Raw genomic sequence first — 16,166 nt, forward strand, 5'->3', positions numbered from 1 at the left:
CCGCCCGACCGGGCCGCCGGACCAGGTCCCTGGTCCGCCCGACCGAGCCGCCGGACCAGGGCCCCGTCACCGCACCGGCCCGCCGTCCACCGTGGGTTCGATCGCCGGGCCCCGCTCAGAGAGCCGGAAGCCGCCCCGGGGCCCAGCACGCGGACGCCCACTCCGAGATCATGAGGGCGGCGTAGGGAAGACTGGTCCCATGGACGTGCCCGCGACACAGGGAGGGACCCGCATGACGCGCCCGATCACGGCAGGGGTCGACGGTTCGGAGGAGAGCCTGGCCGCACTGGCCTGGGCCGCGAGGGAGGCCGACCGCCGCGGAACACCGCTGCACGTCGTGCACGCCTGGCGGTTCCAGGAGCTGGACGCGGCCGGCACGGGGGACCGGGACGCGCAGGAGCGGTGGGCGCGGGACTCGGTCGCCGAGTCGGTCCGCACCGTCACCGAGCGGCACCCGGACCTCACGGTGTCCACCGAGGTCCGCGAGGCCGATGACGCCGTCGCCGTACTGCTCGCCGCCGCGGCCGACGCCGAGACGCTGGTGCTCGGCTCGCGCGGCCACGGGGCGGTCGTCGGCTTCCTGCTCGGCTCCGTGGGCCAGCAGGTGATCGCCGAGGCGAACCGCCCCGTCGTCCTCGTACGGGCCGGGGGCGAGGCCGCGACCGAGGCCGCCGGCCGCGAGGTCGTCGTGGGGCAGCAGGGGGAGCCGGAGGACAGCGCCGACGTGATCGGCTTCGCCTTCGAGGCGGCCGCCGCCCGCGGTGCCGCCGTGCGTGCCGTCCGGGCCTGGGCCCTGCCGACGGTGTTCACCTACAGCCCGGGCTCGATGCGGCTCGCCGACGAGGCCGGGGGCCTGGAGCAGTACGAGAGGAAGGCGCTCGGCGAGGCGCTCGGACCGTGGCGCGAGCGCTTCCCCGACGTCCCGGTGATCGAGCACGTGGAGATGGGCAGCGCGGGGCAGGTGCTGCTGTCGGTGGCCGCGGGTGCCCAGCTGGTGGTCGTCGGGCGGCGCGCCCGCCGTACGGCCGTCGGCGCCCGGATCGGCTCGGTGGCGCACGGCGTGCTGCACCACGCGGACTGCCCGGTGGCGGTGGTCCCGCACACGTGACGGACCGGTACGCCGCTCAGTCCGCCGTGGGCTGCAGGGTCTCCCGGGCCTTGGGCAGGATGTTCTCGATGTAGTCGACGACGGCCGTGTCGAGGCCGATGTCGTGCTGGGCCCGCTCGGACAGGTACCAGCGGTGCTCCAGCAGCTCGTGGTAGATCTCGGCCGGGTCCATCGCGCCGCGCAGCTCCACCGGCACCGCCCGCACGGTGGGCCGGAAGACCTCGCGCACCCAGCGGTGGGCGAGGACCTCCGGGCGGGCACCGAGGGGGTCGCCCGGGGCGTAGTCGTCCTGGGTGGCCATCCAGCTCTCCAGGTCGTTGAGCAGCCGCCTGGCCTGGTTCTCCTCGGCGTCCAGGCCCGTCAGGCGCAGCAACTGGCGCTGGTGGTGGCCAGCGTCGACGACCTTGGGGACGAAGGTGACCGTGTCGCCGTTGGAGGCGTGCTCGATCTGCATCTCGGCCACGTCGAAGCCGAGATCGTTGAGCCGCCGGATCCGGCGCTCGATGTAGTGGTACTTGCCCGCCGGATAGACGGAGGTGCGGGTCAGCTCCTCCCACAGGCTCCGGTAGCGGGCGCAGATCTCCATGCCGAAGTCGATCGGGTCGACGGAGGGGTGAAGCGCCCCCGACGCCTCCAGGTCCAGCAGCTCCCCGCTGATGTTCACCCGGGCGAGGTCGAGGTCGTAGTCGCGCTGCCCGGGGCTGAGCCGGGGATGCAGCTCCCCGGTCTCGGCGTCCACCAGGTAGGCGGCGTAGGCGCCCGCGTCGCGCCGGAAGAGTGTGTTGGACAGCGAGCAGTCGCCCCAGGCGAAGCCGGCCAGGTGCAGCCGGACCAGCAGCACGGCCAGGGCGTCCATCAGCCGGTGCATGGTCGCCGGGCGCAGCGTCGTCTCGAACATCGACCGGTACGGCAGCGAGCCGCCGAGGTGCCGGGTGACCAGCACCGGCTCCAGTGCCTCGCCGGCGGTGCCGGTGCGGCCGGTGACCACGGCCAGCGCGTCCACCGCGGGGATGGCGAGCCGATCCAGGTCGCGCAGCAGCTGGTACTCGCGCAGCGCGGGCCGTTCGGCCAGTTCCTTGACGGCGATCACCTCGTCCCCGGCCCGGGCGTAGCGGACGACGTGGCGGGAGATGCCGCGGGGCAGCGGCACGAGGTACTCCTCGGGCCACTCCTCCAGCGGCGTCTGCCACGGCAGTTCGAGCAGGAGCGCGGGGTGCTCCGGATTGGTGGCGCTGATCTGCAAGGCCATGCCCCGACTCTAGAACGCCCCTTCCTGCGCCCGTCGCGCGGCTTCCTTCACGGGGCCGCGGTGGACGGGACCGTGCCCCGGCAGCAGGACGTCGCCGTCCAGCCCCGCCAGGACGTCGAGGGAGGCCACGGTGCGCGCCAGGTCGTGGTGGAACATGCCGGGCAGCAGCTGCGGTCCCGCGATCCGGGAGGTGGCGTGCCCGCTCACCAGCGCGTCGCCGGAGATCACCACCCCGGCGTCGGGGAGGTGGTAGGCGCAGTGCCCGTCGGTGTGTCCGGGGGTGTGCACCGGCACGGGCCGGCCGGGAAGGTCCAGGGCGCCCTCGGTCGGGAAGGGCTCCGGCGCGGTCACCGGGTGCTGCTCGGTGCCGCCGGAGCGGAGCACGTGCACCGCCCAGCGCAGCACGCCCGGCCGCCAGGCGTTGGCGAGGACCGTGCCGACCGACACCTGCTGGAGGAAGTCCCGCCGGACGTGGGGGACTTCGGCCTCGTGGAGGAGGACCGGGGTGCCGTGGGCGGCGCGCAGGTACTCGGCCGAGCCCAGGTGGTCGTTGTGCGCGTGGGTGATCAGCACGGCCTCGACCGCCTCGGGTGAGCTGCCGACGGCGGCCAGGGAGCCGAGCAGGAGCTGCCGGTCGCCGGGGTAGCCGGTGTCGACCAGGGTCACCGCGTCGCCGTCGGTGAGGAGGACCCAGTTGGTGTTGCCGCCGTGCACCAGGTAGGTGTCGTCGGCGACTTGCCGCACGTCCGCGCGCATGGTGGTCTCCCGCCTTCCAGGTGGTTGCCCGACAGGACAGCCAACCAGACACGGCAGGCGAAGGGCCGCACGGCCCTCGGCGCACGCCGCCGTACTGCCCTCAGTGCACGCCGGCCGCACGGCCCTCAGCGCACGCCGTGCGGGCGGAACTGGACGCTGATGCGTGGTCCCGCGGCGCGGGTGCTCTTGGGGACGCAGTGCTCCCAGGTGCGCTGGCAGGAGCCGCCCATCACGATCAGGTCGCCGTGGCCCAGCGGCCGGCGCACCGTGTCGCCGCCCCCGCCCGCCGGGCGCAGCAGCAGGTCCCGGGGCGCGCCGACGGAGAGGATGGCGACCATCGTGTCCTGGCGCGCGCCCCTTCCGATCCGGTCTCCGTGCCAGGCGACGCTGTCCCGGCCGTCGCGGTAGTGGCACAGGCCGGCGGTGGTGAACGGCTCGCCCAGCTCCTGGGCGTAGTGCGCGGACAGCGCGTCGCGCGCCTCGGTCAGCAGCGGGTGCGGCAGCGTGTCGCCCGCGCCGTAGAACGCGAGCAGGCGGGGTACGGCGACCACCTGGTCGTACATGGCCCGCCGCTCCGCGCGCCACGGGACGTCGGCGGCCAGCCGCTCGAACAGCGCGTCGGCGCCGCTCAGCCACCCGGGGAGCAGGTCGATCCAGGCCCCGGAGCCCAGGTGGGTGCGGTGCAGCCCGGCGAGCGGGCCGAGCCGGGCCTCGTCCGTCTGGTCGAAGAGCGATCCCTGGAGGTGCGTGGTCATGGCACCAGCGTACTCCTCATTCGAAACTGTGTTCGATGCGTGTCACGCGCTGCGTCACACCCCTTCGGATGCGCCGGTGTATCCGATACATTCGCGAATCGAACGGAGGAGGTCCGGAGACGGTGGTGAGGGCGACGACCGGGCGCGTGACCAGGCGCCGCGCGCGCACCCGCGCGAACCTCCTGGACGCGGCCTTCGCGGTGTTCGGTGCCAAGGGGTTCGGCCGGGTGTCGATCGAGGAGGTCTGCGAGGCGGCCGGATACAGCCGGGGCGCCTTCTACTCGAACTTCGACAGCCTCGACGAGTTGTTCTTCGCCCTCTACCGCGAACGGGCCGACCTGATCGCGGAGCAGGTGTCCGGCGCCCTCGCGCTGGACGGTCCGGACCTGGACGTGCCCGCCGCCGTGGACCGCGTCACCGAGGTGCTGCTCCTGGACCGGGACTGGCTCCTGGTGAAGACGGACTTCCTGGTGCACGCCGCCCGCGATCCGGCCGTGGCGCGGACTCTGCTGGAGCACCGGGCGCGGCTCAGGCGCGCGATCGCCGACCGGCTCGCCGGTGCGCGCGGGGACGCGACCCTGCCCGCCGTGCTGGGCGACGCCGACGGCGCCGCGCACGCCGTGGTCGCCGCGTACGACGGAGTCACCACCCAACTGCTCCTGGACCGGGACGTGGAGCACGCCCGCGCCTGGCTGGGACAGCTGCTCACCGCACTGCTCACCGAGGGCGGCGACACCACCTGAACCCAATGACGCGACACCACTCGAACCCAACGACACGGAACAGGAAGGGACGGTCGCCATGGATGCCGACGTCATCGTGGTCGGAGCGGGCCTGGCCGGACTGGTCGCGGCCCACGAACTGACCAGCCGGGGCAGGAGGGTCGCCCTCGTCGACCAGGAGAACGCGGCCAACCTCGGCGGACAGGCCTTCTGGTCCTTCGGCGGCCTCTTCCTCGTCGATTCCCCCGAGCAGCGCCGCCTCGGCGTCAAGGACTCCTTCGACCTGGCCTGGAACGACTGGCAGGGCAGCGCGGGCTTCGACCGGACCGAGGACGAGGACTCCTGGGCCGTGCGCTGGGCCCGCGCGTACGTCGAGTGGGCGGCGGGGGAGAAGCGGTCCTGGCTCGCCGGACACGGCATCACCTTCCTGCCCACCGTCGGCTGGGCCGAGCGCGGCGACCTCCGGGCCGGCGGGCACGGCAACTCCGTGCCCCGCTTCCACATCGCCTGGGGCACCGGCACGGGCGTCGTCGAACCCTTCGTGGCCCACGCCAAGCAGGCCGTGCGCGACGGACTGCTCACCCGCCACCACCGCCATCGCGTCGACCACCTGGTCGTCGAGGACGGCACCGCGCGCGGCGTGCGCGGCACGGTACTGGCCGAGGACCACTCGCCGCGCGGAGTCGCCTCCAACCGCGACCCCGTCGGCGAGTTCGAACTCACCGCCCAGGCCGTGATCGTCACCTCCGGGGGCATCGGCGCCGACCACGACATCGTCCGCCGCCACTGGCCCGAGCGCCTCGGCACCGCGCCCGCCGAGATGGTCACCGGCGTCCCCACCTACGTCGACGGGCGGATGCTCGACATCAGCGCCGAGGCGGGCGCACGCCTGGTCAACCGCGACCGGATGTGGCACTACACCGAGGGCGTGCGCAACTGGGACCCGATCTGGCCCGGCCACGGCATCCGCATCCTGCCCGGACCGTCCTCGATGTGGTTCGACGCCCTCGGCCGCCGCCTGCCGGAGCCCTGCCTGCCCGGCTACGACACCCTCGGCACCCTCCGGCACCTGCGCACGGCCGATGACCTCGCGGGCCACGACCACTCCTGGTTCATCCTCACCCAGAAGATCATCGAGAAGGAGTTCGCGCTCTCCGGCTCCGAGCAGAACCCCGACATCACCGCCAAGGACCGCGCCGGCTTCCTGCGCGAACGCGTCCTCGGCAAGGGCGCGCCGGGCCCGGTGGACGCCTTCCTGCGCAAGGGCGCCGACTTCGTGTCCGCGCCGAACCTGGAGCAACTGGTCGACAGGATGAACGGCCTGACCGACAAGCCGCTCCTGGACGCCGCCGCCATCCGGCGCCAGATCGAGGCCCGCGACCTCCAGATGGCCAACCCCTACGCCAAGGACGCCCAGGTCCAGGGCATCCGCAACGCCCGCCGCTACATCGGCGACCGACTCGGCAGGGTCGCCACGCCGCACCGCATCCTCGACCCGGCGGCCGGCCCGCTGATCGGGGTCAAGCTGCACGTCCTGACCCGCAAGACCCTCGGTGGCATCCAGACCGACCTCGACTCCCGCGCCCTCGGCGCCGATGGCACACCCGTCGAGGGCCTGTACGCGGCCGGCGAGGTGGCCGGCTTCGGCGGCGGCGGGGTGCACGGCTACAACGCGCTGGAGGGCACCTTCCTCGGCGGTTGCCTGTTCTCCGGGCGGGCGGCGGGCCGGGCCGCGGCGCGGCAGACCGGCTGAGCGAGGGACGCGACTCGCCGGCTTCCCCGTCTCCTCCGTCTCCTCACGCCTCGTCGAGGAGACGGAGGAGCACGGCGGCATGGCTCTCCTCGGGCGACTTGGACGCCGTGAGCAGGGTCACGTCCCCCTCGCGCGCCAGTTCCCGTACGCGGTCGAGGAGTTCGGACGCCTCCGGGGCGGCCAGCTCGGCCTCGTACCGCTCGGCGAACTCCTCGTAGGAGCCGTCACCCGCGTGGTACCAGCGGCGCAGCTCGGTCGACGGGGTGAGTCCCTTGGGCCACTCGTCCACGTGCGCGGCGTCCTTCGCCATGCCGCGCGGCCACAGCCGGTCCACCAGGACGCGCACGCCGTCGTCCGGCTCGGGCGGGTCGTAGACGCGGTGCACACGTACGTTCACGGCCGGTCCTTTCCGGGGCGGTGCTGTCGCGGACCCAGGTCCGGGTGCCGGAGGCGACGGGGTCGCACCGGGATCAGCCGGACTTCCTGCGCACGGTCTCGCGCCGCTTGAGCGCACGGCGTTCCAGCTCACTGGTGCCGCCCCAGACGCCGATGGTCTGCCCCGTGTCGAGTGCCCAGCGCAGACACTGCTCCTGGACCGGGCAGCGCCGGCAGACCGTCTTCGCCTGCTCGGTCTGCAAAGCGGCCGGTCCGGTGGTGCCGATCGGGAAGAACAGGTCGGGGTCCTCCGTGCGGCACGCGGCGTGCTCTCGCCAGTTGTCCATCAAAGTCACCTGCGATCGGTATCGTTCGCGCCCTCGTGAATGCCTTACTCCGTTGCGGGTGACCTGTCGACAGCGGAGTGAAACCGGCGCCGCGCCTTCGGTCGTGCCGTCGTGCCTACCTCCGCAGCTCTTCCCGCGCCGCCGCCACCACCGCCTCGGCCACCGTCGCCAGCGCCGGGGAGTCGAGCTTCCACTGCTGCCAGTACAGCGGGACGTCCACCGCCAGATCCGGGGCGAACTCGACGAGCCGCCCGCCGCGCAGCAGCGGTTCCGCCTGCGGTTCGGGCACCATGCCCCAGCCCAGGCCGGCGGCGACCGACTCGGCGAAGCCCTCCGAGGTCGGCACGTAGTGCCGCGCGGAACCCGCGCCGTCGTGACCGAGGCGCCGCGCGAAGCCGTCCTGGAAGTCGTCCCGCCGGTCGAAGATCACCACCGGCGCCTCGACGAGCAACTCCCGCAGCGGTCCGTCCAGATGCCGCTCGGCGAAACCGGGGTTGGCGCAGGGGAGGTACCGCATCCGGCCCAGGTAACGGACGGTGCAGCCGGGAACGGGGTCGGGCGACGAGGTCACCGCCGCCATCACCACGCCCTCCCGCAGCAGGGTCGCCGTGTGGTCCTCGTCCTCGCGGCGCAGTTCGAAACAGAGCCGCGGCTCCCGGGGCACCCGCGTGAGGGCGCCCAGGAACCAGGTCGCGAGCGAGTCGGCGTTGACGGCGACCGAGACCCGCGTCGGTTCCCCGGCCCCGCTCAGCCCCAGCTCGGCGTACGCGTCCCGCTCCAGCCGGGCCACCTGGCGGGCCAGCCGCACCAGTACGGCGCCGGAATCCGTCGGCCGCACCGGCTTGGTGCGCAGCAGCAGCACCCGGCCGGTGCGCTGCTCCAGCGACTTCACCCGCTGGCTGACCGCGGACGGCGTCACGTGCAGCGCCGCGGCGGCCGCGTCGAAGGTGCCCTCGTCCACCACGGCCAGCAGGGTCCGCACCTGGTCGAGCGGAAGATCCGCGAAGGCGGCCGTGGTCATTCCCGTCGTGCCAGTCATCGTGTCATCGTGCCACGCGTCATTAAGAACGCTAAGGATGCGTAAGAATCTTTAGCTGTACCTCCTGTGATCGCCCGCTTAGCGTCAATGGCATGACCAACGCACTCACCGCCGCGGCCGCGGGCTTCGGCACCGGCCTCTCGCTCATCGTCGCCATCGGTGCCCAGAACGCCTTCGTCCTGCGCCAGGGGATCCGCCGTGACGCGGTCCTCGCCGTGGTCGGTATCTGCGCCCTGTCCGACGCCCTGCTCATCACCCTGGGCGTCGGCGGGGTGGGCGCGGTGGTCGTGGCCTGGCCGGGCGCACTGACCGCGGTCGCCTGGATCGGCGGCGCCTTCCTGCTCTGCTACGGCGCCCTGGCCGCTCGGCGCGTGTTCCGGCCGGCCGGTGCGCTGCGGGCGGACGGTGACGCCGCGGGCTCGCGTCGGCGGGCGATCCTCACCTGCCTGGCGCTGACCTGGCTCAACCCGCACGTCTACCTCGACACGGTGTTCCTGCTGGGTTCGGTCGCCGCCGACCAGGGCCCGCTGCGCTGGACGTTCGGCCTGGGTGCCGCGGCCGCCAGCCTGTGCTGGTTCGCCGCGCTCGGTTTCGGCGCCCGCTACCTCGGCCGCTTCCTGGCCCGCCCCGCGGCCTGGCGGGTCCTCGACGGAGTGGTCGCCGCCACGATGATCGTCCTCGGCGTCACGCTCGTCGCCGGAGCCTGAACGGGGAGCGGGCCGGGCCCGGTCACACGCGTCCCCCGTACTCGAACGGAGCTGCGATAGTGATCCCCGCAGCCGAAAGATGTATCGAGCACGTAGGAAGCGCGTGGACACGAGCGAGAGCAGCAGCGAGAGCGGGCCCCGACCCGCGGCGAAGGCCCCCGCCCCGGACGGGTCCCGGCGGGGCGGGTGGCGCCGGTGGGCCATGGACACCCGCCCCCTGCGCCGGCCGGCCTACCGCAGGCTCTGGTCCTCGACCATCGTCACGGCAGTCGGCAGCCAGCTCACCGCCGTCGCCGTGCCCAAGCAGATCTACGACATCACCGGCTCCTCGGCCTGGGTCGGCGCCGCGAGCCTCGCCGGCCTGCTGCCGCTGATCGTGTTCGCGCTGTGGGGCGGCGCGGTCGCCGACACCGTGGACCGCCGCAAACTGCTCCTGGTCACCAACGCCGGCATCGCCGTGACCTCGCTGCTCTTCTGGATACAGGCGGCCACCGGCCTCGAGTCGGTGGCCGCCCTGATGCTGCTGCTCGCGCTGCAGCAGGCCTTCTGGGGCCTGAACGCCCCGGCCCGCAGCGCCTCCGTCGCCCGCCTGGTCCCCGAGGAGGAACTCCCCGCCGCGAACGCGCTCGGCTCGACCGTCATGCAGACCGGACAGGTGGTCGGGCCACTGCTCGCCGGTGCGCTCATCCCGGTCGTCGGCCTGCCCGAGCTGTACCTGATCGACGCCCTCGCCCTGTGCGTCACGGTGTGGGCGGTGTACAGACTCCCCGCCCTGCCGCCGCTGTCGGGTACGGCGGTCCGACGCGCGGGCGTGCGCGAGGTCCTGGCGGGCTTCCGCTACATCGCCGGGCACAAGGTGCTGCTGCTCTCCTTCCTGGCCGACATCGTCGCCATGGTCCTCGGCATGCCCCGCGCCCTGTTCCCGCAACTCGCCGCCGAGACCTACGCCCCCTACGGCGAGGGACTCGCCCTCGGCCTGCTCTTCGCGGCGATCCCCATCGGCGCGGTGGCCGGCGGACTGTTCTCCGGCACCTTCTCCCGGGCGCGCCGGCACGGCTGGATGGTGATCGGCGCGGTGGTGGTCTGGGGCGCCGCCATCACCGGCTTCGGACTGAGCGGAAGCCTGTGGCTCGCGGTGGCGTTCCTCGCCGTGGCCGGCATCGCCGACATGGTCTCCATGGTGTTCCGCGGCGCGATCCTGCTGTCCGCCGCGACCGACGAGATGCGCGGGCGCATGCAGGGCGTCTTCACCGTCGTCGTGGCGGGCGGCCCGCGCCTGGCCGACGTCCTGCACGGCGGCGCGGGCTCCGCCTTCGGCGCGCGGGAGGCGGTGGCCGGCGGCGGGCTGCTCGTCGTCGTGGTGATGCTGGCCCTGGCGGCCGCGGTGCCGGCGCTGCGCCGCTACCGCGTCTGACGGCACCTCACAGGGAGCCGCGCCCGTGCAACGCGTAGTGCTCCATGAGCCGGCCCCTGGTGGTCTCCAGCCGGTGCGCGAGGATCTCGGCGACCGACCGCACCAGCACGATGCCGAGGTGCGGTTCCTCGTCGCACAGGGCGAGCACCGGGGCCGCGTCGAACTCGTAGGCCCGCACCGGGCTGAAGGCCTCGGCGCCGAAATCCCACTCGTAGGGCGGGAACAGCCAGGACCAGCCGAGCAGGTCGCCCGCGCCGAGACTGGCGACCGTGACCCGCTGCAGGGACGTCACCTGCTGGGTCAGGGAGACCGCGCCGGAGCGGACGATCCAGAAGCGGTCGGCCCTGTCTCCCGCCTCGAAGATCCGGGAGTCCTCCGGGAAGGAGACCTCCCGGGCGAGCGCCATCAGCCGCTCGCGCTGGGGCTGGGGGAGTGCGGTCAGCAGTTTGATCGCTTTGGTCATGGCACGGGGCTCCTCGCCGGCGATTCGGTTCCGGGGCTTTCCCTATGCCCATTTCAGTCGCTCTCGGCGCCCTGAGCACCTCGGCGGACGGCGGATCCCGTACGGATTCCGTGCCGGATCCGGGGACGGCGCCGCCAGGGCATGAAAAAGCCCTGGCTGGACGGGGGAAGCCAGCCAGGGCCGTAAGCGGTGACGTACGAAGGACACTCCGGTCGACTTCGTCGCCACGTATGGATGAACGCTAAACCATCTCCGTCCGTTCCGTGAAACCGGTACCCGGGGCACGTGACCCGTTTCACTCGCCGTCCTCCGCGACGACCCTGACCGTCGCCAGTTCCGGATCGCTCGGGTCCGGTAGGTACATCCCGGCCTCCAGGCCGCTGCGCAGATACCGCAGGACGGGCTCGCTCAGCCGCTCGCCGGGCAGGACGGCCGGGATGCCGGGCGGGTACGGCGTGATCATCTCCGCCGCGACGCGACCGGCCGCCCGGTCCAGCGGCACGTCCTGCGTGGGGCCGAAGAACGCGTCCCTGGGCAGACCCACCTGCGGCATCCGCAACTCGGCCGGCGACGGCACGTCGACGCGCGGGGCGCGCTCCAGACCGGGGGCGGCGCGCGCGAGGTCCTTGAGCGCGGCGAGCAGCTCGCCGGCGGTCTCCCGGTCGTCGCCGTGGGTGATCTGCGTGCCGATGTGGCGATGGTCGGTGATGTGCGCGATCACGCTCCGCTGCTCGCGCAGCCAGTCCGCCGCCTGGAAGCCCGAGACGCCGAGCCCGTCGAGGTCGATGACGACGGGCAGCGGATCGAAGCCGTGGGCCAGTCCCGGGCCGCAGAAGTCGTCCCGGTCGTTGACGTGCATGCCGTCGATCTCCTCGACGGCCGCGCGGACCTCGGCAACCAGTTCCAGGGCGCCGCCCATCAGCTCGCGTCCGCGCAGCGCCATCTGGCGGCGCCAGCCGTCCAGCCCGGCGAAGATCAGCGCCGAGGGGCTGGTGGTGCCCAGCAGGTCCGCCCGCATACCGAGCAGCTTCGGCGGGACCAGGTCACCGCGCAGATGGAAAACGGAGCCCTGCTCCAGACCGCTGCCCATCTTGTGGATGCTGGTCACACAGATGTCGGCGCCCGCGTCCATCGCCCAGGACGGCAGCTCCGGGTGGAAGGGCAGATGCGCTCCCCAGGCCTCGTCGACGATCAGCGGCGCCGAGCGACGGTGGCAGACCTCGGCGACGGCCCGCAGGTCGGCGCTCGCGCCGTACGGCGTCGGGCTGGTGACGAGGGCGCCCTTGGCGTCGGGATGGGCGGCGAACGCCTTCTCGAACTCCTCGGCGGACGGCGGATGGGCCAGGTGCCCTTCCGCGTCCCAGCGCGGCTCGACCCAGACCGGCTCGATACCGGACAGGATCAGCCCCGAGACGACGGACTTGTGGGCGTCCCGGCCGATCAGCAGCTTCTCGTGCGGCCCCGCGACCGCCAGCATCGCCGCCTTCACCGACAGGGAACTCCCGCACGTCGAGAAGAACGTGTGGTCGGCGTGCACGGCGTCGGCCATCAGTTCCTGTGCGCGCTGCAGCACCCGCCCCCTGGTCAGCCGGTCGTCGAGTCCGCCGGTCGCCAGCACGTCACCGTAGAAGACGGCGTCGCCCAGCACCTCGCGCACCGCGGGGTCGGCCCCACGCGCCTGCTTGTGCCCAGGAGGCGTGAACGACAACCGCCCCTCGCGGCGGTAGTCGACGAGGGCTTCAAGGACCGGTGCTCGGGTGTGGTCGGCTGTCATGCCGATCCGGTTTCCCGGCCGGAACCCCGTCAATCCGCCCCGCGGCTCCTCACCGCGCGTTACGCCCCGGGGTCAGCACCTCGTCCAGCACCCGCAGGACGGCCTCGTACGCGATCGTCCGTACGGCGGCCTCCCGGGAACCCTCCGGGTCGGTCGGCCGCAGCTCTTCACTCCGCGCCCGCCAGGTCCGCTCCTGATCCACCGCGCAGGCCCTCGCGCGGTGCATGCGGCGCAGCAGTTCGTCCGAGTCCACAACATCCGTCATGCACTCCGCGTACCCCCGCAGGGCGCCTGGATGGCCGCTGGGCCGTAAGGAGGGCCGGAGGTTTGGGGGTACGGGCAGAGGTCAGCCGAAAGTAACGAGGCCGCACGGCGCGCACACGGCGTGGGGCCGACCGGATCCGGCCCATCCCACCGACCAGGGAGCTGACGGATGTGTGACAGGCACACGACCGAACCCGTCGTCGAACAGTACGGCGCGGACCGGCACCGGCGGTACCGGCCCTGCAAACCGGCCGAGGCACGCCGGACCGTCGAACGCGTCGTCACCGAATGCCGCGGCACCGACGGCCACACGTCGTGCGACGCGGGCGCCCTGTCGGACGCCGTGCTCGTCGCCTCCGAACTGACCACCAACGCGATCCTGCACGGCGGCGGCATCACCGACTTCCAGGTCGACGTCGTCGGACCCGGCGTCCGGCTCTCGGTGTGCGACCGCAGCCACGACCTGCCGGTGGCCGTGCCGCCGACCGACACCCAGGGGCGCCGCCGCGTGGGCGGCCGGGGCTGGCCGATCGTCTGCAGGCTCGCACGCGACGTGCGGGTGGCAGACCTTCCCACGGGAGGCAAGTGCATCACCGTGGTCGTTCCGCTGTCCTGAGTACTTTTCGAAAAGCGGAGTTTGTTCCACCGGGGTGGGGGCAGTCGCAAGTTCGTGCTTCGGACCGGAGGCGCAGCAGCGGGAGCGGTATGGCTGCTTAGGCCCTCCGGGTGAGTGACCCGGACAGTGCCGTTCCCGCGGAAAGTCCCCTGAGACCACCGTTCAGGAGCGAATCCGCATGCTCATCGAAACGTCCGCCACCCGTCCCGCAACCCCCGAGCCCGCCCACGCCACGGCTGCTGCCACCGCCGCTCCCGCCCGTCGCCGGCACGACGACGCCCCCGACACCATGGCCCTCTTCGGCCGGCTGGCGGGGCTGGAGGACGGCCCCGAACGCGACGCCGTGCGCGACGAACTCGTCACGGCCTGGCTGCCCATGGCCCACCGGATCGCCGGGCGGTTCCGGGACCGCGGCGAGTCCATCGAAGACCTGCGCCAGGTCGCGGCGCTCGGCCTGGTGAAGGCCATCGACCGCTTCGACCCGGAACGGGGAGCCTTCGAGAGCTACGCCGTGCCCACCATCACCGGCGAGGTCAAGCGCCACTTCCGGGACCGGATGTGGGCCCTGCGGGTGCCCCGCCGGGTCCAGGAACTGCGCAACAAGGTGCGGGTCGCCCGGCGCGAGCTCACCCAGAGCCCGGGCAGCCCCGAACCCTCGGTGGCCGCCCTCGCCGCCCACACCGGACTGACCGAGGACGAGGTCAGCGCCGGGATGGAGGCCCTGGAGAGCTTCAGCACCCTCTCGCTGGACGCCGAACTGTCGGCCGGCGACGACGGCTACAGCCTCGCGGACACCCTCGGCGCGGCGGACGCCTCGTACGACACCGTGATCGACCGCGAGTCCGCCAAGGAGGGGCTGCGCAGGCTGCCCGAACGCGAGCGCGCCATCCTCTACATGCGCTTCTTCGAGGACATGACGCAGAGCCGTATAGCCGACCACCTGGGCATCTCGCAGATGCACGTCTCGCGACTCATCAGCCGCAGCTGCGCCCGCGTCCGCGACGAGGCGATGGGCCAGCGGCCGGGCCGCCGGGGGACCGGCCGGCCGGTGCGCACCTGACGACCGGCGCGTACCTGACGTACAGAGGACCGAAGGAGGAACGAGACGGATGCTGATGCCCCACCCCGCGGTGCTGCGCGGACTCGTCGACGAGTACGAGGCGGCCGCGCTGTACGAGCCCGCCGACGACACGGGCGGACCGGGCCCCCGGACCCGGGACCTGGCGTACACGCTGTGCGTGTCGACCGGCACGCGTGATGTGGCACTGGCCCTGGAGGCCGCCCGCCGCTGGCTCGCGGCCGGCCCGGCCCCCGTGCCCGTGCCCGTCGCCGAGCCCGCGGGAGTGGCGGACTGACCCACGGCGGGGACGTGTGGTGGCGTGACTGCCCGTACGCCGCGAGGCGGCGTACGGGCAGTCGTGCGTCCCGGTGACCGGGGCGGCGCGCGTTCCGCCCGGTCACCGGCCCCGCCGCCCGGTGTGCGCGGCGGATGCCGGGGCATGCGGAGTCCGGGAGGGGAGGTCCACATGAACGCACGTGTCATGGCACGTACCGGCCGCGGTCGGGCCAGGCGGGCGGCGAACGGCTCGGCCGCCGAGGGGGCCGCCCGGGCGGGTCTCACCGCTCGCGGCGTGATCTACCTGCTGGTCGGCATCCTGGCCCTGCAGATCGGCTTCGGCACCGGAAACCGGCAGGCGGATCGCGGAGGTGCCCTGGCCGAGCTGTCGGACAAGCCCTTCGGCGCCGTACTGCTGTGGGCGCTCGGCATCGGGCTCGTCGGCATGGCGCTGTGGCGCCTGTCCGAGGCGTTGTTCGGCGCCACGGGCAAGGACGGCCAGACGGCGAAGAAGCGGCTGCCGGCCGCCGCCCGCTGCCTGTTCTACGCGTTCGTCGCCTACTCGGTATTGGCCTTCGCGGCCGGGACCGGCGGCAGCGGCTCCAGCGACCAGCAGTCCCGGGACGTCACGGCCAAGGTGATGGAGATGCCCGCCGGGCGGTGGCTCGTGGGCGTGGCAGGCGTCGCGATCGTCGTCGCCGGAGTGGTGATCGGCGTACAGGCGCTGCGCCGCGGCTACCACAAGAAGCTGAAGATCGGCGTGCTGAGCCCCCGGGCCCGGCGGCTGGTCGACGTCACCGGAGTCGGCGGCGGCGCGGCACGCGGACTGGTCTTCGCCGCGGCGGGCGCCTTCGCCGTGCGGGCCGCCGTCGACTACGAGGCCGACAAGGCGAAGGGACTGGACGACACCCTGCGCTCCTTCGCCGAAACCCCGCTCGGACCCTGGCTCCTGATCTGCGTCGCCGCAGGTCTGATGCTGTTCGGCGTCTTCTCCTTCGCCCTCGCGCGATGGCGCCGCGTCTGAGCCGCGCCGCACGGGGAACACGGGGCGAATGAACGAACACGAGATTCCTCCGCCGGACGGACGTCCCGTGGACGTCTACCTCGATCTCCTGCGCATACGCATGGAGACCGACGACTACCAGCTCCTGCTCAGCGTGGTGGAACCCGTCCTCCAGGCGATCGACGAGCACCAGATGCCCACCATCGACTTCTCCCTCGACGGGGACAACGCCGAGGCGCTGCCCCAGGCCATCAGGGACGAGGCCGCCCTGGTCATCGCCACCGCGGTCACGGGCCGACTGGACAACGAGGTCGTCGAGATCAGCACCGACGAGACCGGCCCGGTCCGGGTCGTCACCGACGCGGCCACCGCCTCCGACCCCGAACGCCTCGGGGAGATAGCCGACTACCTCAAGGAACGCCACGTGCAGAACGAGGAACTGCGCGGCATCGCCGAGGCGAGCGGTCTGCCCAGCGACTTCTGAG

General features: G+C 73.0%; 19 protein-coding genes. 10 read left to right on the forward strand and 9 right to left on the reverse strand.

The features are described from left to right. The first annotated feature begins 232 nt into the window (after positions 1-232). Positions 233-1,108, forward strand: coding sequence for a universal stress protein (locus RI578_RS35730; RefSeq protein ID WP_310874937.1), 876 nt, complete (start codon positions 233-235; stop codon positions 1,106-1,108). A gap of 16 nt (positions 1,109-1,124) precedes the next feature. Here the strand turns inward: RI578_RS35730 and RI578_RS35735 are convergent, their stop codons facing one another. The 3 genes from RI578_RS35735 to RI578_RS35745 form a co-directional block, all read right to left on the reverse strand. Beyond that, entirely contained in the window at positions 1,125-2,357 is a 1,233-nt protein-coding gene (locus RI578_RS35735; protein ID WP_310874938.1) for a DUF4032 domain-containing protein, read from the reverse strand. 9 nt (positions 2,358-2,366) lie between these two features. Continuing rightward, entirely contained in the window at positions 2,367-3,113 is a 747-nt protein-coding gene (locus RI578_RS35740; protein WP_310874939.1) for an MBL fold metallo-hydrolase, read from the reverse strand. 125 nt (positions 3,114-3,238) lie between these two features. Next, complete coding sequence (locus RI578_RS35745; protein WP_310874940.1) at positions 3,239-3,868, reverse strand: alpha-ketoglutarate-dependent dioxygenase AlkB; 630 nt, start codon at positions 3,866-3,868, stop codon at positions 3,239-3,241. A gap of 68 nt (positions 3,869-3,936) precedes the next feature. Between RI578_RS35745 and RI578_RS35750 the strand changes: the two genes are divergently transcribed. Next, positions 3,937-4,611 (forward strand): TetR/AcrR family transcriptional regulator, encoded by a 675-nt coding sequence (locus RI578_RS35750; protein ID WP_399062519.1) that lies wholly within the window; start codon positions 3,937-3,939, stop codon positions 4,609-4,611. A gap of 58 nt (positions 4,612-4,669) precedes the next feature. Continuing rightward, positions 4,670-6,343, forward strand: a complete 1,674-nt coding sequence (locus RI578_RS35755) for an FAD-binding dehydrogenase (protein WP_310874941.1) — start codon at positions 4,670-4,672, stop codon at positions 6,341-6,343. 43 nt (positions 6,344-6,386) lie between these two features. On the opposite strand, the gene RI578_RS35760 is transcribed toward RI578_RS35755, so the two are convergent. The 3 genes from RI578_RS35760 to RI578_RS35770 all read right to left on the reverse strand — a co-directional run bounded on the left by RI578_RS35760 (position 6,387) and on the right by RI578_RS35770 (position 8,104). Beyond that, positions 6,387-6,740, reverse strand: a complete 354-nt coding sequence (locus RI578_RS35760; RefSeq protein ID WP_310874942.1) for a DUF488 family protein — start codon at positions 6,738-6,740, stop codon at positions 6,387-6,389. Positions 6,741-6,813: 73 nt separating this feature from the next. Beyond that, positions 6,814-7,065: a WhiB family transcriptional regulator gene (locus tag RI578_RS35765; RefSeq protein WP_310874943.1), complete on the reverse strand. Its 252-nt coding sequence runs from the start codon at positions 7,063-7,065 to the stop codon at positions 6,814-6,816. A 115-nt stretch (positions 7,066-7,180) separates the two neighbouring features. Beyond that, entirely contained in the window at positions 7,181-8,104 is a 924-nt protein-coding gene (locus RI578_RS35770; protein WP_383554219.1) for a LysR family transcriptional regulator ArgP, read from the reverse strand. A 92-nt stretch (positions 8,105-8,196) separates the two neighbouring features. Here RI578_RS35770 and RI578_RS35775 point away from each other — a divergent pair, with 92 nt between their 5' ends. Further along, positions 8,197-8,811, forward strand: a complete 615-nt coding sequence (locus RI578_RS35775; protein ID WP_310874944.1) for a LysE/ArgO family amino acid transporter — start codon at positions 8,197-8,199, stop codon at positions 8,809-8,811. 103 nt (positions 8,812-8,914) lie between these two features. After that, a complete protein-coding gene (locus RI578_RS35780) occupies positions 8,915-10,225 on the forward strand; it encodes an MFS transporter (RefSeq protein ID WP_310874945.1) in 1,311 nt (436 codons plus the stop codon). A 7-nt stretch (positions 10,226-10,232) separates the two neighbouring features. Here RI578_RS35780 and RI578_RS35785 read toward each other — a convergent pair whose 3' ends face one another. From RI578_RS35785 to RI578_RS35795, 3 genes are all read right to left on the reverse strand, one after another. Then, entirely contained in the window at positions 10,233-10,688 is a 456-nt protein-coding gene (locus RI578_RS35785; RefSeq protein ID WP_310874946.1) for a cyclic nucleotide-binding domain-containing protein, read from the reverse strand. A 295-nt stretch (positions 10,689-10,983) separates the two neighbouring features. After that, the gene (locus RI578_RS35790; RefSeq protein WP_310874947.1) at positions 10,984-12,462 is read right to left on the reverse strand and encodes an aminotransferase class I/II-fold pyridoxal phosphate-dependent enzyme; all 1,479 of its coding nucleotides are present in this window, start codon (positions 12,460-12,462) and stop codon (positions 10,984-10,986) included. 49 nt (positions 12,463-12,511) lie between these two features. Beyond that, positions 12,512-12,727, reverse strand: coding sequence for a hypothetical protein (locus RI578_RS35795; protein ID WP_310874948.1), 216 nt, complete (start codon positions 12,725-12,727; stop codon positions 12,512-12,514). Between the two features lie 168 nt (positions 12,728-12,895). Between RI578_RS35795 and RI578_RS35800 the strand changes: the two genes are divergently transcribed. The 5 genes from RI578_RS35800 to RI578_RS35820 all read left to right on the forward strand — a co-directional run bounded on the left by RI578_RS35800 (position 12,896) and on the right by RI578_RS35820 (position 16,165). Further along, positions 12,896-13,342, forward strand: coding sequence for an ATP-binding protein (locus tag RI578_RS35800; protein WP_310874949.1), 447 nt, complete (start codon positions 12,896-12,898; stop codon positions 13,340-13,342). A gap of 178 nt (positions 13,343-13,520) precedes the next feature. Then, a complete protein-coding gene (locus RI578_RS35805; RefSeq protein WP_310874950.1) occupies positions 13,521-14,402 on the forward strand; it encodes a SigB/SigF/SigG family RNA polymerase sigma factor in 882 nt (293 codons plus the stop codon). Positions 14,403-14,451: 49 nt separating this feature from the next. Further along, positions 14,452-14,697, forward strand: a complete 246-nt coding sequence (locus RI578_RS35810; protein ID WP_310874951.1) for a DUF5133 domain-containing protein — start codon at positions 14,452-14,454, stop codon at positions 14,695-14,697. Between the two features lie 171 nt (positions 14,698-14,868). Then, entirely contained in the window at positions 14,869-15,702 is an 834-nt protein-coding gene (locus tag RI578_RS35815; protein ID WP_310874952.1) for a DUF1206 domain-containing protein, read from the forward strand. Positions 15,703-15,730: 28 nt separating this feature from the next. Then, positions 15,731-16,165 (forward strand): hypothetical protein, encoded by a 435-nt coding sequence (locus tag RI578_RS35820; protein ID WP_121750679.1) that lies wholly within the window; start codon positions 15,731-15,733, stop codon positions 16,163-16,165. Position 16,166: the final 1 nt, after the last annotated feature.

Source organism: Streptomyces sp. BB1-1-1 (genome assembly GCF_031597775.1).
GTDB lineage: Bacteria > Actinomycetota > Actinomycetes > Streptomycetales > Streptomycetaceae > Streptomyces > Streptomyces thinghirensis.